The 14,941-nt window shown below is 60.8% G+C and carries 15 protein-coding genes; 9 read left to right on the forward strand and 6 right to left on the reverse strand.

The features are described from left to right. The first annotated feature begins 62 nt into the window (after nt 1-62). Nucleotides 63-350: a SelT/SelW/SelH family protein gene (locus AOA61_RS25810; protein ID WP_032888088.1), complete on the forward strand. Its 288-nt coding sequence runs from the start codon at nt 63-65 to the stop codon at nt 348-350. Nucleotides 351-389: 39 nt separating this feature from the next. Here the strand turns inward: AOA61_RS25810 and AOA61_RS25815 are convergent, their stop codons facing one another. The 3 genes from AOA61_RS25815 to AOA61_RS25825 all read right to left on the reverse strand — a co-directional run bounded on the left by AOA61_RS25815 (nt 390) and on the right by AOA61_RS25825 (nt 2,537). After that, on the reverse strand, nt 390-671 hold the full coding sequence (locus AOA61_RS25815) for a hypothetical protein (RefSeq protein WP_095185420.1): 282 nt from the start codon (nt 669-671) through the stop codon (nt 390-392). A 132-nt stretch (nt 672-803) separates the two neighbouring features. Continuing rightward, complete coding sequence (locus AOA61_RS25820; RefSeq protein WP_032887838.1) at nt 804-1,688, reverse strand: DMT family transporter; 885 nt, start codon at nt 1,686-1,688, stop codon at nt 804-806. A 99-nt stretch (nt 1,689-1,787) separates the two neighbouring features. Further along, nucleotides 1,788-2,537, reverse strand: coding sequence for a helix-turn-helix domain-containing protein (locus AOA61_RS25825; protein WP_099603011.1), 750 nt, complete (start codon nt 2,535-2,537; stop codon nt 1,788-1,790). 133 nt (nt 2,538-2,670) lie between these two features. Here AOA61_RS25825 and AOA61_RS25830 point away from each other — a divergent pair, with 133 nt between their 5' ends. Continuing rightward, the gene (locus AOA61_RS25830; RefSeq protein WP_099603012.1) at nt 2,671-3,480 is read left to right on the forward strand and encodes a UDP-2,3-diacylglucosamine diphosphatase; all 810 of its coding nucleotides are present in this window, start codon (nt 2,671-2,673) and stop codon (nt 3,478-3,480) included. A gap of 126 nt (nt 3,481-3,606) precedes the next feature. On the opposite strand, the gene AOA61_RS25835 is transcribed toward AOA61_RS25830, so the two are convergent. The 3 genes from AOA61_RS25835 to phhA form a co-directional block, all read right to left on the reverse strand. Beyond that, the gene (locus AOA61_RS25835; protein WP_099603013.1) at nt 3,607-4,800 is read right to left on the reverse strand and encodes an amino acid aminotransferase; all 1,194 of its coding nucleotides are present in this window, start codon (nt 4,798-4,800) and stop codon (nt 3,607-3,609) included. After that, complete coding sequence (locus AOA61_RS25840; protein ID WP_010208721.1) at nt 4,800-5,156, reverse strand: 4a-hydroxytetrahydrobiopterin dehydratase; 357 nt, start codon at nt 5,154-5,156, stop codon at nt 4,800-4,802. The genes AOA61_RS25835 and AOA61_RS25840 overlap by 1 nt, the downstream gene beginning before the upstream one ends. A gap of 105 nt (nt 5,157-5,261) precedes the next feature. Continuing rightward, on the reverse strand, nt 5,262-6,053 hold the full coding sequence (gene phhA, locus AOA61_RS25845) for a phenylalanine 4-monooxygenase (RefSeq protein ID WP_095185423.1): 792 nt from the start codon (nt 6,051-6,053) through the stop codon (nt 5,262-5,264). 258 nt (nt 6,054-6,311) lie between these two features. Between phhA and AOA61_RS25850 the strand changes: the two genes are divergently transcribed. The 7 genes from AOA61_RS25850 (at nt 6,312) to flgK (ending at nt 14,935) form a co-directional block, all read left to right on the forward strand. Next, entirely contained in the window at nt 6,312-7,874 is a 1,563-nt protein-coding gene (locus tag AOA61_RS25850; protein ID WP_032887849.1) for a sigma-54-dependent phenylalanine hydroxylase transcriptional regulator PhhR, read from the forward strand. Between the two features lie 272 nt (nt 7,875-8,146). Next, nucleotides 8,147-8,887, forward strand: a complete 741-nt coding sequence (locus AOA61_RS25855; protein ID WP_032887850.1) for a flagellar basal body rod protein FlgF — start codon at nt 8,147-8,149, stop codon at nt 8,885-8,887. A gap of 62 nt (nt 8,888-8,949) precedes the next feature. Beyond that, nucleotides 8,950-9,735 (forward strand): flagellar basal-body rod protein FlgG, encoded by a 786-nt coding sequence (gene flgG, locus AOA61_RS25860; protein ID WP_032887852.1) that lies wholly within the window; start codon nt 8,950-8,952, stop codon nt 9,733-9,735. 53 nt (nt 9,736-9,788) lie between these two features. After that, a complete protein-coding gene (gene flgH / locus AOA61_RS25865; protein WP_032887854.1) occupies nt 9,789-10,484 on the forward strand; it encodes a flagellar basal body L-ring protein FlgH in 696 nt (231 codons plus the stop codon). Nucleotides 10,485-10,511: 27 nt separating this feature from the next. After that, on the forward strand, nt 10,512-11,600 hold the full coding sequence (locus tag AOA61_RS25870) for a flagellar basal body P-ring protein FlgI (RefSeq protein WP_081797739.1): 1,089 nt from the start codon (nt 10,512-10,514) through the stop codon (nt 11,598-11,600). Nucleotides 11,601-11,610: 10 nt separating this feature from the next. After that, the gene (gene flgJ / locus AOA61_RS25875; protein WP_032887857.1) at nt 11,611-12,876 is read left to right on the forward strand and encodes a flagellar assembly peptidoglycan hydrolase FlgJ; all 1,266 of its coding nucleotides are present in this window, start codon (nt 11,611-11,613) and stop codon (nt 12,874-12,876) included. A gap of 10 nt (nt 12,877-12,886) precedes the next feature. Continuing rightward, nucleotides 12,887-14,935, forward strand: coding sequence for a flagellar hook-associated protein FlgK (gene flgK / locus AOA61_RS25880; protein ID WP_099603014.1), 2,049 nt, complete (start codon nt 12,887-12,889; stop codon nt 14,933-14,935). Nucleotides 14,936-14,941: the final 6 nt, after the last annotated feature.

Consider the following 14,941-nt stretch of genomic DNA (forward strand, 5'->3'; position numbering starts at 1 on the left):
TAAAGGCCGGTATTATAGCCACTCGATCCTCATCCCTCGTCATGCCAGGAACTTGTCAAATGATGTCCGTCAGCAAACCCGAGATCGTTATCACCTATTGCACCCAGTGCCAGTGGCTGCTGCGCGCTGCGTGGTTGGCTCAGGAACTGTTAAGCACCTTTGCCGATGACCTGGGCAAAGTGTCGCTGGAGCCAGCGACTGGCGGCGCGTTTCGTATTACCTGCGATGGCGTGCAGCTTTGGGAGCGCAAGGCTGACGGTGGTTTCCCTGAGGCCAAGGTGCTCAAGCAGCGCGTGCGCGATCAGATCGACCCGCAGCGTGACCTGGGGCACAACGACCGTACACAGTGAAGGTCACCGCCATCGGCTGACGGTGACTGATGGAGGCCGCTACTTGGCGGCCATTTTGCTTTTGATGAAGCCCACGACCCACGTCAGCACCAGGCCTCCGACGCCGCCGCCGACAATATTGCTGCCGACCGCCGCCACATCCAGCGCCTCACCGCCCGAAGCGCCCGTCAGTGCCGTCACTATCTGGCCCAGTACAAGCCCGCCGACACCGCCCAGCATGGTATTGAGCCCGGTCCCCAGGCTTTGTTTGGTCATGCCGGCCAAATTGCCGCCGACGGCACCGCTGATGATTTGAACCAGTAAGCTGATAAACATTTCCATGATGTAGCCTCTGCATCGCGTTTAAGGAGTGACTACTCGCTTGCAGCAACTGCAGGGCACACCAAGGCTGTCGTCGAGCGGTCAGTTATCCGTTGAACGACTCCAGACTGTTGCGGATGTTTAAAGTATAGATCAGGTCGTTGCAGTCGGCTGTTTGGCCTGGCTGGCGCTGCCCATCAGCCCTGAGAGCACGATGGCGACGATGATCAGCGCGCCCCCCAGCAGCATGCGCAGCGTCGGGGTTTCGGCGAACAGCAGCCAGGCCGCGGTAATGCCGTAGACCGGCTCCATGGCAAATACCACGGAGGCGGTACGCGCCTTGATTACTGCGAGGCTGGCGACAAACAGGCTGTGGGCCAAGCCTGTGCAGAACACGCCGAGCAGGCCGATCCACAACCAGTCCAGCGCGCGCACATCCGCCAACCCCGGCGCGGCCACGGGCAATAGGCACACCGCAACGACCACGTTCTGGCACAGGGCTGCCTGTACGGCAGGAATGCGCCCGGAGCTGGCACGGTTGTTCAGCGACAGTAAAGAGAACAGCAGCCCCGACGCGATGCCCCACAGCAGGCCGCCGGTGGCTTCGCTGGCCAGGTTGAAGTCCGGCGTCACCAGCACCAGGCCAACGGTGACCAGCGCCACCAACACGACTTCATTGGCGCGGATACGCTCGCGGAAGATCAGTCCTTCAAGGATCACGGTAAACGCCGGAAACGCCGTGAACCCGAGCGTGGCGACGGCCACGCCAGCGACTTTGACCGCCATAAAGAACGTCACCCAATGTGCGGCCAGCAACACGCCGCTGACCAGCAGGCGTTTCCAGTCGCGCAGTTCCAGCGTTTTCCAGGGTGCGTTGCTGACGAAGCGCGCAAACACTGCCAGGGCAATCACGGCAAATGCGGCGCGACCGAATACGATAATGGCCGGTGAGGCGGCCGCCAGCTTGCCGAATACGCCGGTAAGGCCAAACATCAGTGCGCCGATATGCAGGGCGCCGAGGGCTGAACGGGGAGTCATTGCGATCCTTGAACCAACGGGAGTGACAGGACCGCAGTCTAGAGGGTGCTACTGCGCACGTCTGTCGCGCAGCTCGCGATTTTTAGCGCCAGCCTCGCCCTATGCCGAGCGCCGCAACGCGCCGGGAGAGGCGCCAAACTCGCGCAACATAGCGGCGGCAAAGGCACTTTGCGAGGTGTAGCCGACACGCTCGGCGATTTCACCTATGGGCAATGGCGTTTCGCGCAGCAGGTTCAGGGCCAGTTGCAGGCGACGGCTGCGGATGTAATCCATGGGCGTTTGGCCGCACTCGGTCACAAAGCGCGCATGCAGGCGCGCCACCGACAGGTCGGCAATCCGCGCAAGGTCGGCGACCTGCAGCGGATGGGCGACGTGGCGCTCTATATGCGTATTGAACGCCGCATACGGCAGGCGCCGGCCAGGTACCGGTTGGGCCAGTGAATGATTGAGGCTGGCCAGCAACAGCACCGCGCCCTGTTGCACGATCAGTGGGTCATCCACCGGGCTGTGGGCCAGCCATTGCACCAGTTGGTGTTGTCGCGAATCCAACGCCAGGCGCGCCGGTTGATCCAGCAAGCGGCGGCTTGCATCGGCGTGTTCACCCAACGATTGCAGCACCCAATGCTCCGTGGGCACATCCAGCACCAGGCAGCGGCTGCCATCGCGACTGCCGCAGGCATGGTGGGCAGAGAAGGGCAGGACCATCACGCTGCTTTCACGCACCTGGCTGCCACGGCCATCGACTTCCAGGTCCAGATGACCGGACAGGCCGAACACCAACTGCGCATGTTCATGGCTATGGGCGATGGGCGCTTCGAGGTAGTGGCGCAGGGTGAGGGTAGGTCTCATCGCGGTCTCCTATGCAGGTCGCCAGTCTACAACGCTTCGCGAACACGGGCTTTGTCATCAGACTGACGCACAGTTGTCATGGGCTATTAATCGCTATGGCGCAAGCTCGCGAAAACAGCGTCGAGTGATGCCCATGACCAGTGCCGAGTTCACCAAGCCCAGCCGCAAGCAACGGGTACGTACCCTGTGGATTTCCGACGTGCACCTGGGCACCCGGGATTGTCAGGCCGAACATTTGTCGCAATTCCTCAAGGGTTACCACGCCGACAAGGTGTACCTGGTGGGCGATATCATTGACGGCTGGAAAATGCGCGGCGGCATGTATTGGCCCCATGCCCATACCAACGTAATCCGTCGCCTGCTGACCATGGCCAAGCGCGGCACCGAGGTGATCTACGTCACCGGCAACCATGATGAGTTCCTGCGGCGCTATTCCAAGCTGATTCTGGGCAATATCCAGTTGGTCGATGAAGCAGTGCACGTCACCGCCGATGGCCGGCATTTGTTGGTGATCCACGGTGACCAGTTTGATGTGATCACCCGTTATCACCGCTGGCTCGCATTCCTCGGCGACTCTGCCTACGAATTCACCCTCACGTTGAATCGCTGGTTGAACCATTGGCGTGCGCGGTATGGCTACGGCTATTGGTCGTTGTCGGCGTATCTGAAGCACAAGGTCAAAACGGCCGTGAGCTTTATCAGCGATTTCGAAGAAGCCATCGCCCATGAGGTGACCAAACGCGAGTTGCACGGCGTGGTGTGCGGGCATATCCACCATGCGGAGATTCGCAAAGTGGGCGAGGTGGATTACCTCAACTGCGGGGATTGGGTGGAGTCGTGCACGGCATTGATCGAGCACTGGGATGGGAGTATCGAGTTGTATCGGTTGGCGGACGCGCAGGCGAAAGAGGCGCTGTTGAAAGCCGAGATGGTCGCCAGCTGAAGGGTGTGCTCGGTCAAAATGTGGGAGGGGGGGGGCTCCCGATGAGGGAGTGTCAGCCAGTACACCTGTCACTGACCCACTCCCATCGGGAGCAAGCCCCCTCCCACATTTTCAGTCCCGGTTTCGTCAGTTGGATACGTCGGCGATGGCTTCGGCCAGGAGTGTCAGGCGTGTCGCATCAATACCCGCCACGTTGGCTCGCCCCGAACTGACCATATACACGCTGTGCTTTTCCCGCAGTTGCTTGACCTGCTCGGCACTCAAACCGGTATAGGAAAACATCCCGCGTTGCGAGCCGATGTGCGCAAAGCGCTCCGATAAACCATGGGGCGCCAACGCCTCCACCAGTCCGGAACGCAACTGCGCGATCCGCGCACGCATGGCTTCGACTTCCTCGCTCCACTGCTTTTTCAGCTCGGCATCACCGAGGATAGTCGCGACCACTGCCGCACCATGGTCCGGCGGCGTAGACCACAGATTACGCGCGATATTCGCCAGTTGGCTGCGTACATCCGTCAGCTTCTCGGCGTCTGCAGCGCACACGATCAGCGCGCCAACACGGTCGCTGTAGAGGCCGAAGTTTTTCGAGCACGAGCTGGTGACCAATACTTCCGGCAACTCTCTGGCAAACAAGCGCACCGCCCAGGCGTCCTGCTCCAGGCCATCGCCGAAGCCCTGGTAGGCGAAGTCGATCAGTGGCAGCAGTTGGCGCTCGCGCACGATCTGCAGCACGTGGCGCCAGTCATCCTGGGACAGGTCGAACCCGGTGGGGTTGTGGCAGCACGCGTGCAGCAGCACCACATCACCTTTTGGCACGGTGGGAAGGGTCGCTAGCATCGCCTCCACATCCAGGCGGTTGTCGGCGCCTACATACGGATAGTGGCTGACCTTGAGCCCGGCCTTGGCAAAGATGCTTTCGTGGATTGGCCAGGTCGGGTTGCTCAGCCACACGCCGCGTCCTGGAAGGTTTTGAGCGATGAAGTCGGCACTGAGGCGCAAAGCACCGGTACCACCCGGGGTTTGCGTGGCGCCGGCCCGGCGTTCACGGATAAGTGCAGAATCGGCACCGAGGACCAGCTCGCTGATCAATGTGCCGAACGCTGCATTACCGTGGCCGCCGATGTACGTCTTGGTGGTTTGGGTTTCAACCAGGCGCTGTTCGGCGAGCTTCACCGAATGGGGAATCGGCGTCAGGCCCTGATCATCTTTATAGACGCCCACGCCGAGGTCGAACTTGTTCGGGTTGGTGTCCTGGGCATACAGGTCCATCAGCCCGAGGATCGGGTCGCCGGGCACGCGGCCAATGGCATCGAAATGCATTACTTGCGGCCCTCGGCGTCCTTGGCCACTTCGTCGGTGCGCGCGGCCATGATGAAGTCGTTGCGGTGCAGGCCTTTGATGGAGTGGCTCCACCACGTCACGGTGACTTTGCCCCATTCGGTGAGCAGGCCTGGGTGATGGCCTTCGGCTTCGGAGATTTCACCCATGGCGTTGGTAAAGGCCAGGGCGAATTTGAAGTTCTTGAACAGAAAAACCTTTTCCAACTGCATCACGCCGTCGCGGACTTCGATGTTCCAGTCTGGGATCTGCTTGAGCAGCACCGGCAATTCTTCATCGCTGACTTGTGGGGCATCGGCGCGGCAGGCTTCGCAGTGGGCTTGGTTCAAGGTGGTCATGTGGTGGTGTCCTGAATTCGAGTGTTTAAAAACGGTCGTCAGTGGCGTCACCCTAAAGCAACGCGGGGCCAGGGAACAGACTCACCTGGCCTTAAAAGCCACGGTTCACGCGGCCTTGGGTTTTGGCGGGAATTTCGGCGCATGCAACCCAAGCTGCATACCGCGCTCGACCATGCCCATGATGTCTTCCTGCGCGACTTCGAACAGGCGCTTGAGGTTGGGCAGTACGAAATACAGCGGTTGGAGGATGTCGATGCGATACGGCGTGCGCATCGCTTCCAGCGGGTCGAAGGCCTGGTGCTCGGGCTCGTCCGACAGGCAGTACACGCTTTCCTTGGGCGACGACAAAATCCCGCCACCGTAGATGCGCCGACCCTCGGGCGTATCCACCAAGCCGAACTCGATGGTCATCCAGTACAGGCGCGCCAGGTACACCCGTTGCTCCTTGGTGGCCGCCAGGCCGAGCTTGCCGTACGTGTGAGTGAATTCGGCGAACCAGGGGTTGGTCAGCAGTGGGCAGTGGCCAAAGATCTCGTGGAAAATATCCGGCTCTTGCAGATAGTCCAGTTCTTCACGGGTACGAATAAAGGTCGCCACCGGAAATTGCTTGTTAGCGAGCAATTCGAAAAAGGTCTGAAAGGGGATCAGCGCGGGGACCCGGGCCACTTGCCAGCCGGTGGTCTCGGCCAGCACTTTATTGATTTCGCCCAACTGTGGAATGCGGTCCAGGGGCAGGCCAAGTTTGTCGATACCGTCCAGGTATTCCTGGCAAGCGCGGCCTTCGATCACTTTCAACTGACGCGTGATCAGAGTGTTCCACACCGCGTGTTCTTCCGGCGGGTAGTGGATAAAACCTTGCGCATCGGGCTCGCGGGCCACGTAGTGCGTCTGCTTCATACGGCTCTCCTGCTAGGCATTCGTTCTTGTTATGTCCTGCGATGAACCTATTGATAACCCGCGCGGAGCAGGATTCCATCTGTCTGTGACCGGATCTTGTAGGAAAAAATACCGATTTTCGTAAAGTAATCGTTACGCTTGTGTGGTTCATCGCGCCGCTGGGCTGTGAAAAGCACATAAGCTGTCACATAATCTTGACGACTATCTGCGCCCAGCGACAAAAAGACGCGGCGCCTACCCACTTTTTCGGGCCCTTTCATGCGTATCAAAGTGCACTGCCAAAACCGCATCGGCATATTGCGGGACATTCTCAATCTGTTGGTGGAGTACGGCGTCAACGTCGCCAAGGGCGAGGTCGGTGGTGAGCATGGCAATGCCATTTACCTGTTTTGTCCGAACCTGGTGAACATGCAGTTCCAGGCATTACGCCCGCAGTTCGAAGCCATTGCCGGGGTGTTTGGCGTGAAAAGGGTAGGGCTGATGCCCAGCGAGCGCCGGCACATGGAGCTCAATGCCTTGCTCGGTGCGTTGGAGTTTCCAGTGCTGTCCATCGACATGGGCGGCTCCATTGTCGCCGCCAACCGCGCGGCGGCGCAGTTGCTCGGGGTGCGCGTGGACGAAGTGCCGGGCATTCCGCTGTCGCGCTACGCCGAGGACTTCGACTTGCCGGAACTGGTGCGCGCGAGCAAGTCGCGGATCAATGGTCTGCGGGTCAAGGTCAAGGGTGACGTGTTCCTGGCGGACATAGCGCCACTGCAATCCTCCGAGCACGACGACAGCGAGGCCATGGCTGGCGCCGTGCTGACCCTGCACCGCGCCGACCGCGTGGGCGAGCGCATCTACAACGTGCGCAAGCAGGAACTGCGCGGCTTTGACAGCATCTTCCAAAGCTCCAAAGTCATGGCGGCGGTGGTGCGTGAAGCCCGGCGCATGGCGCCGTTGGACGCACCGCTATTAATAGAAGGCGAAACCGGCACTGGCAAAGAATTGCTGGCCCGTGCCTGCCACCTGGCCAGCCCCCGTGGGCAATCGCCGCTGATGGCGCTCAATTGTGCTGGTCTGCCGGAGTCGATGGCTGAGACCGAGTTGTTCGGCTATGGCCCCGGTGCGTTCGAAGGCGCGCGGGCCGAAGGCAAGCTCGGGCTGCTGGAGCTGACGGCGGGCGGTACGTTGTTTCTCGATGGCGTGGGGGAAATGAGTGCGCGCTTGCAGGTGAAATTGCTGCGCTTCCTGCAGGATGGTTGCTTCCGTCGCGTGGGCAGTGATGAGGAGGTGTACTTGGATGTGCGGGTGATCTGCGCAACCCAGGTGGATTTGTCCGAACTCTGCGCCCGTGGCGAATTCCGCCAGGACCTTTATCACCGCCTCAACGTGCTGTCGTTGCACATCCCACCACTGCGCGAATGCCTTGATGGGCTGGGGCCGTTGGTTGACCATTTTCTTGACCAGGCCAGCCGTCAGATCGGCTGCCCACTGCCCAAGCTGGCGCCGGCGGCGATGGAGCGACTCAGTCATTATCACTGGCCGGGCAATGTGCGGCAGTTGGAAAACGTGCTGTTCCAGGCCGTGTCGTTGTGCGAGGGCGGGACGGTCAAGGCCGAGCATATTCGCTTGCCGGATTATGGCGTGCGTCAGCCGCTTGGCGATTTTTCCCTGGAGGGTGGGTTGGAGGCGATCGTCGGACGGTTCGAGAAGGCGGTGCTGGAGAGCCTGTATGCCGAGCATCCGAGCAGCCGGCAGTTGGGCAAGCGGCTGGGGGTATCGCACACCACCATCGCCAATAAGTTGCGCGATTACGAAATTCTGAAGGCTGATAAATAACCTGTGTGGTTGGGGGGCTGCTTCGCAGCCCGGCGCGGGGCAAGCCCGCTCACCACAGCAAGCTCGCTCTCACATTTGATCTACGTCGTTGCCGTAAGCGGCAGTAGTCCGCCGTTTTTTCGACTATCCCCAGTCCTTCAAATCCTGCTGACTCAACGCAAACCCCCGTCCTGCCTGGTCTTTCCCCTTTTTTTAAAAGTTGGTTCGCAAATTGCTTAAGCCTCATCAGTACAGCGGTGGGCGGCAAGCCTGCGTCAGAAAGAGGAAAGAATGTGGACAAGTACCTTTATGTGGCAATGACCGGCGCCAGCCAGAATGCTCTGGCGCAGAAGGCCCATGCCAACAACTTGGCGAACATTTCCACCAACGGCTTTCAACGTGACCTGGAACAGGCGCGTTCGATGCCGGTGTTCGGTGACAGCTTTCCGGCGCGGGCGTTTGCCCTGACCGAACGTCCAGCCACCGACTTCACTCCCGGCGCGATGATCGAAACCGGTCGTGATCTGGACGTGGCGGTCAACGGCGACGGTTGGATGGCGGTGCAAACCCCGGATGGCAGCGAAGCCTATGTGCGCAGCGCCAGCATGAACGTCGATGCGTTGGGCGTGCTGCGCGCCGGTAACGGCATGCCGATCATGGGCAACGGTGGCCCGATTGCCGTGCCGCCCCAGCAGAAGATCGAAGTTGGTTCCGACGGCACCATCAGCATCCGCGCCATGGGCGAAGGCCCACGGGTGATGGCTGAAGTGGACCGGATCAAGCTGGTCCAGCCCGACCTGAAGAATATGAATAAAGGCCTCGATGGCACCATTCACACCAAAGATGGCCAGCCGGCCGTGGCCGATGCGAGTGTCAAGCTGACCTCGGGTTTCCTGCAGGCAAGCAACGTCAATGCCGTGGAAGAAATGACGGCAGTGCTGGCGCTTTCCAAGCAGTTCGAGCTGCACATCAAGATGATGAACAGCGCCAAAGAAGACGACCAGGCCATGACTCGCGTCATGCAGATGAGCTGATCAGCGCTCACTCACTAATTTGCTAAACGGCGCCAACAAACAGGCGCACGAAGGAGAACACCATGCTTCCGGCTCTATGGGTTGCCAAAACAGGTCTGTCCGCCCAGGACACCAACCTGACCACCATTTCCAACAACTTGGCTAACGTGTCGACCACGGGCTTCAAACGTGACCGCGCCGAGTTCCAGGACTTGCTCTATCAGATCAAGCGCCAGCCGGGCGCCCAGTCGACCCAGGACAGCGAGTTGCCGTCGGGCCTGCAATTGGGTACCGGTGTGCAAATCGTCGGCACCCAGAAGAACTTCAACGCCGGTAACCTGCAGCAAACCGGCCAGCCGCTCGACATGGCTATCAACGGCAAGGGCTTCTTCCAGATCCTGCAACCGGATGGGACCACTTCGTACACCCGTGACGGCACGTTTCACCTGGACGCCAACGGCCAGATCGTGACGGCCAACGGTTTCGCCCTGGAACCGGCCATCGTCGTGCCGAACAACGCCCAGACCTTCACCGTCGGCAACGACGGCACCGTGTCCATCACCGTGGCCGGTAACCCGGCATCGCAAGTGATCGGCAACCTGCAAACCGCCGACTTCATCAACCCGGCTGGCCTGCAGGCCATGGGTAATAACCTGTTCCTGGAAACCGCCTCCAGCGGCGCGCCGCAAATCGGCACCCCTGGCCTGAACGGTTTCGGCACCACGCTGCAAAGCACCCTGGAAACCTCCAACGTGAGCACCGTTGAAGAGATGGTCAACATGATCACCACTCAGCGCGCCTACGAGATGAACTCCAAGGTGATTTCCACCGCCGACCAGATGCTCTCGTTCGTAACGCAGAATCTGTAATCAAGTCTATGGGGCGCTCTTGAAGGCGCCTGCAACACCGTGAGGTATGGGTCATGAATCGCTATGTTTCCGTTTTGGCATTGAGTGGGATTGCCGTGCTCGCGGGCTGTGTCGCCCCGACGCCCAAACCCAATGACCCGTACTACGCGCCGGTGTTGCCGCGCACGCCGTTGCCGGCGGCGGCCAACAATGGCTCGATCTACCAGGCGGGTTTCGAACAGAACCTGTACAGCGACCGCAAGGCGTTCCGGGTTGGTGACATCATCACCATCACCCTGAACGAGCGGACCCAGGCCAGCAAGAACGCCAACTCGCAGATCGGCAAGACCAGCAAGGCCAGCATTGGCCTGTCCTCGCTGTTCGGCGGTGTGCCGAACACCAATAACCCATTGGGCAGCGGTGACCTGAGCCTCGATGCCGGCTACAGCGGCGACCGTGCTACCAACGGCAAGAGTGCGGCGGCGCAAGGCAACACACTGACCGGTTCGATCACCGTGACCGTGGCCGACGTGTTGCCTAACGGCATCATCGCTGTACGCGGTGAAAAGTGGATGACCCTCAATACCGGTGATGAACTGGTGCGCATCGCCGGCATGGTCCGTGCCGATGACATCGCCACCGACAACACCGTGCCGTCGACACGGATTGCCGATGCACGCATTACCTACTCGGGTACGGGTTCGTTTGCTGATGCGAGCCAGCCGGGTTGGTTCGACCGTTTCTTCCTTAGCCCGCTGTTCCCTTTCTAGGTGGCCACTTTGAAACTCAAACAGCTGATGGCTGCCGCACTCCTGCTTTCGTTAAGCGCTGTCGCCCAGGCCGAGCGCCTGAAAGACATTGCGAGCATCTCCGGCGTGCGTTCCAACCAGTTGATCGGTTACGGCCTGGTAGTGGGGCTCAACGGCACGGGTGACCAGACCACCCAGACCCCGTTCACTCTGCAGACCTTCAACAATATGCTCTCGCAGTTCGGCATCAAGGTGCCGGCGGGCTCGGGTAACGTGCAGCTCAAGAACGTCGCGGCCGTGTCTATCAGTGCCGACTTGCCGGCGTTCTCCAAGCCGGGTCAGGTGGTGGACATCACCGTGGCTTCCATCGGTAACTCGAAAAGCCTGCGCGGCGGCACGCTGCTGATGACGCCGCTTAAAGGTATCGACGGTAACGTCTATGCCATCGCCCAGGGCAACCTGGTGGTGGGCGGGTTTGACGCCGAAGGTCGTGACGGTTCGAAGATTACCGTCAACGTGCCATCGGCCGGTCGCATTCCTGGCGGTGCCACGGTGGAACGTACCGTGCCCAGTGGTTTCAACCAAGGCAACAGCCTGACCCTGAACCTCAACCGTTCCGACTTCACCACCGCCAAGCGCGTGGTCGACAAGATCAACGACATGCTCGGCCCTGGCGTGGCCCAGGCCATCGACGGCGGCTCGATCCGTGTAACTGCGCCGCTGGACCCAAGCCAGCGTGTGGATTACCTGTCGATCCTGGAAAACCTTGAAGTCGACCCAGGCCAGGCGGTGGCCAAAGTCATCATCAACTCGCGCACCGGCACCATCGTGATCGGCCAGAACGTCAAGGTGTCGCCGGCAGCGGTGACCCACGGCAGCCTGACCGTGACCATCACCGAAGACCCGATCGTCAGCCAGCCTGGGCCGTTGTCCAATGGCCAGACGGCAGTAGTGCCGCGCTCGCGGGTCAATGCTCAGCAGGAAGCCAAGCCGATGTTCAAGTTCGGCCCGGGCACCACGTTGGATGAGATTGTCCGCGCGGTGAACCAGGTGGGCGCTGCGCCAGGCGACTTGATGGCAATTCTTGAAGCCCTGAAACAGGCCGGCGCCTTGCAAGCCGACCTGATCGTAATCTGAGGCCGTGGCCATGGATATGCGCAAGAGCGGGATCAGCAGCACGGCGGACTCGGGGTCTTACTCCGACTTGAACCGGCTTAACCAGCTCAAGGTCGGCGACGACAAGAACAGCGAAGGCAATATGCGCAAGGTGGCGCAGGAGTTCGAGTCGCTGTTCTTGAGCGAGATGCTCAAGTCGATGCGCTCGGCCACCGAGGCCCTGGGCAAAGACAACCCGATGAACACGCCTGCGGCCAAGCAATATCAGGAGATGTACGACCAGCAACTGGCGGTGTCGTTGTCCCGTGAGGGCGGTGGTATCGGCCTCGCCGACGTGCTGATGCGCCAGATGCAGAAGAACAAACCGGTGGACGCCGCTGCGGCCACTTTGCAGGGCCCGGCAGCCGCTGAACCGGTTAAGAAAGTCGACGTGCCGACGGAAATTGCCGCCGGCACCCAGGCTCAGGGTCCGCTGGGTCGATCCAATGGCCAGCGTCCGTTGTGGGCCTACCGCGTGGCAGAGCCCCAGGCCGGTGCCGCTGCTGCCCATAGCAACGATATGGAGCTGATGAACCAGCGCCGGATCGCCTTGCCAAGCAAGCTGACCGATCGCCTGCTCGCCGGCATCGTTCCGAGCACCCAAGTGGCGACCGAGGCCAAGGCCGCGCCGCTGCGTAACAGTGCCTCCGATGACAACGTCGTCAATAGCACCGCACGCAGTTTTGCGGTGCCCAGCGACCGTATGCAGATCTACAGCCGCGCCGTGGCCCAGCCGCCGCTGGCACCGGCGAAGAAGGCGTTCAGTTCGCAGGACGAATTTGTCGCCACGATGTTGCCGATGGCCAAGGCGGCTGCGGCGCGCATTGGTATCGATCCGAAGTACCTGGTGGCCCAGGCCGCCCTGGAAACCGGTTGGGGCAAATCGGTGATGCGCGCCGAAGATGGCAGCAGCAGTCACAACCTGTTCGGCATCAAGGCCGGCCAGAGTTGGCAGGGCGGTCAGGCGCGTGCGATCACCAGCGAGTTTCGCGATGGCGCGATGGTCAAGGAAACGGCGCAGTTCCGTTCCTACGACTCCTACCAGGACAGCTTCCACGACCTGGTGACATTGCTGCAAAGCAATGATCGCTATAAAGAAGTTGTGAAGTCGGCCGACAACCCGGAACAGTTTGTGCGCGAGTTGCAAAAAGCCGGTTACGCCACCGATCCGGCCTACGCCAGCAAGATTTCGCAGATCGCAAAAACGATGAACAGTTATCAGAATTACGCTGCCGCGGGCGCGACCACTCATTTATAAGGTCTGAACCATGAGTTTGCTCAATATCGGGATGTCGGGGCTTAACGCCGCTCAAGGATCGTTGTCGGTCTTGAGTAACAACATCGCCAACGCCAATACCGCGGGCTATTCGCGTCAGCAGACCACCCAGAGCGCGAACGCGTCGAATCAGTACGGCGGCGTGTTCATCGGCAGCGGCACCACCCTGGCCGACGTGCGCCGGGTCTACAACGAATACCTGGACACCGCTTACCAGAACAGCACCTCGCTCAACAGCGATGCCAAGGCTTACCTGGACCAGATCAGTGCGGTCGACAAGACCCTGTCGGACAAGACCACCGGCATGTCCGCCGTGCTCAGCTCGTTCTTCGCGGCGGTGCAGACCGCCTCGGCCAGTCCGAACGATGCTTCGGCCCGTCAGATCCTGCTTACGAATGCCCAGACCCTGACCAACCGGTTCAACACCATCTCCAGCCAGTTGAGCCAGCAGAAAGAGACCATCAACAGCCAGTTGACCTCGATGAGCGATCAGGTCAACCAACTGACGTCGTCGATTGCGTCCCTCAACAAGCAGATCGCCCAGGTACAGGGTTCGTCGAACACCTCCCCGGCCAACCTGCTGGACTCCCGTGCCGAGGCTGTGCGCTCGCTCAATGAGTTGATCGGCGTGACCGCCACGGAAAAGAACGGCGTGTTCAGCCTCAGCACCGGCAGTGGCCAGTCCCTGGTGCTGGGCGATCAGTCCAGCAGCATTTCCGCGGTGCCGAGCAAGAGCGACACCAGCCAGTACACGATTCAGCTCAATGCGCCGGGCGGTACCGCCCTGGACTTGGGCAACGTGATCAGTGGCGGCAGCATCGGTGGCCTGCTGCGTTATCGCAGCGATGCGCTGATGCCGGCAATCAATGACTTGGGCCGTATCGCGATTGTCACTGCCGATGCGCTCAACAGCCAGTTGGGCCAAGGCCTGGACCTCAATGGCGAGTTCGGCGCCTCGATGTTCACCGACATCAATAACGCAGCCTCCGTTGCCCTGCGCAGCCAGGCGGCCCAAGGCAACCTGGGCGACGGCGCCTTGGGCGTGACGATCAAAGACAGCAGCCAGTTGACCAACTTCGATTACAAGGTCAGCTTCAACGATGGGACCAATCTCAACAAGGTGACGGTCCTGCGATCCGACGGCAAGGCTATGGGCACTTATGACCTGAGTGCCACGCCGCCGCCGGTTATCGACGGTTTCACCCTGGCGGTCCAGAGCGGCGCAGTGCAGGCGGGTGACAGCTTCAAGGTCAGCCCGACCGCCAACGGCGCCAAGGAAATCGGCACCGTGCTCAGCGATCCGAGCAAGATTGCCTTTGCCGCGCCGTTGCAGGGCGAGGCGGGTAAAACCAACCAGGGCACCGGCACCTTTACCCCGCCGACCCTCACAGTGCCTCTGGATATCCAGGGTGGCGCCGACACCGCGCAATTGCGTACGGGCATTGAGCACTCGATGCCGGTGACGATGGTCTTTGGTAAGCCCGCGGCCGATGGCACTCAGGCTTACACCCTCAGCAACGCCCAGGGTGATCCGATCGGCTCCGGCACTATCATTCCAGGCCAGGCCAACAAGATCAGCATCAGCGTGCCGATGCGCGATGCCGGCGGTGTCTTGTTGTCGCCAGCCAAGAGCTTCAGCTTCGACACCACGGTGGGCGGTTCACCAGCGAACGGCGACAGCACCTCCTTCTCGTTCAATGCCTCCGGCAAGTCCGACAACCGTAACGCCCAGGCTCTGCTCAACCTGCAGACCAAGTCAACCGTAGGCCTCGCGGCCGATGGCAGTGGCGGCACCAGCCTGGTGGGGGCCAACAGCAAGTTGGTCTCGACCGTCGGCGCCAAGGCTGCAGCGGCCACCACAGACACCACGGCGACCAACGCGCTGTTGACGGCCAACAAGAACGCACGCAACTCCGTATCCCAGGTCAACCTGGATGAAGAAGCGGGCGACATGATCAAGTTCCAGCAGTACTACACAGCGTCGTCGCAGATCATCAAGGCTGCGCAAGAAACCTTCAGCACGCTGATCAATAGTCTTTAAGGGAGT

The organism is Pseudomonas sp. 2995-1 (assembly GCF_002742505.1).
In the GTDB taxonomy this organism is placed as follows: domain Bacteria; phylum Pseudomonadota; class Gammaproteobacteria; order Pseudomonadales; family Pseudomonadaceae; genus Aquipseudomonas; species Aquipseudomonas sivasensis.

What these genes read in the sequence shown, in the direction of transcription:
- AOA61_RS25810 (WP_032888088.1), top strand. Translation starts at nt 63, where the DNA reads ATGTCCGTCAGCAAACCCGAGATCGTTATCACCTATTGCACCCAGTGC.
- AOA61_RS25815 (WP_095185420.1), bottom strand. Translation starts at nt 671, where the DNA reads ATGGAAATGTTTATCAGCTTACTGGTTCAAATCATCAGCGGTGCCGTC.
- AOA61_RS25820 (WP_032887838.1), bottom strand. Translation starts at nt 1,688, where the DNA reads ATGACTCCCCGTTCAGCCCTCGGCGCCCTGCATATCGGCGCACTGATG.
- AOA61_RS25825 (WP_099603011.1), bottom strand. Translation starts at nt 2,537, where the DNA reads ATGAGACCTACCCTCACCCTGCGCCACTACCTCGAAGCGCCCATCGCC.
- AOA61_RS25830 (WP_099603012.1), top strand. Translation starts at nt 2,671, where the DNA reads ATGACCAGTGCCGAGTTCACCAAGCCCAGCCGCAAGCAACGGGTACGT.
- AOA61_RS25835 (WP_099603013.1), bottom strand. Translation starts at nt 4,800, where the DNA reads ATGCATTTCGATGCCATTGGCCGCGTGCCCGGCGACCCGATCCTCGGG.
- AOA61_RS25840 (WP_010208721.1), bottom strand. Translation starts at nt 5,156, where the DNA reads ATGACCACCTTGAACCAAGCCCACTGCGAAGCCTGCCGCGCCGATGCC.
- phhA (WP_095185423.1), bottom strand. Translation starts at nt 6,053, where the DNA reads ATGAAGCAGACGCACTACGTGGCCCGCGAGCCCGATGCGCAAGGTTTT.
- AOA61_RS25850 (WP_032887849.1), top strand. Translation starts at nt 6,312, where the DNA reads ATGCGTATCAAAGTGCACTGCCAAAACCGCATCGGCATATTGCGGGAC.
- flgG (WP_032887852.1), top strand. Translation starts at nt 8,950, where the DNA reads ATGCTTCCGGCTCTATGGGTTGCCAAAACAGGTCTGTCCGCCCAGGAC.
- flgH (WP_032887854.1), top strand. Translation starts at nt 9,789, where the DNA reads ATGAATCGCTATGTTTCCGTTTTGGCATTGAGTGGGATTGCCGTGCTC.
- AOA61_RS25870 (WP_081797739.1), top strand. Translation starts at nt 10,512, where the DNA reads ATGGCTGCCGCACTCCTGCTTTCGTTAAGCGCTGTCGCCCAGGCCGAG.
- flgJ (WP_032887857.1), top strand. Translation starts at nt 11,611, where the DNA reads ATGGATATGCGCAAGAGCGGGATCAGCAGCACGGCGGACTCGGGGTCT.
- flgK (WP_099603014.1), top strand. Translation starts at nt 12,887, where the DNA reads ATGAGTTTGCTCAATATCGGGATGTCGGGGCTTAACGCCGCTCAAGGA.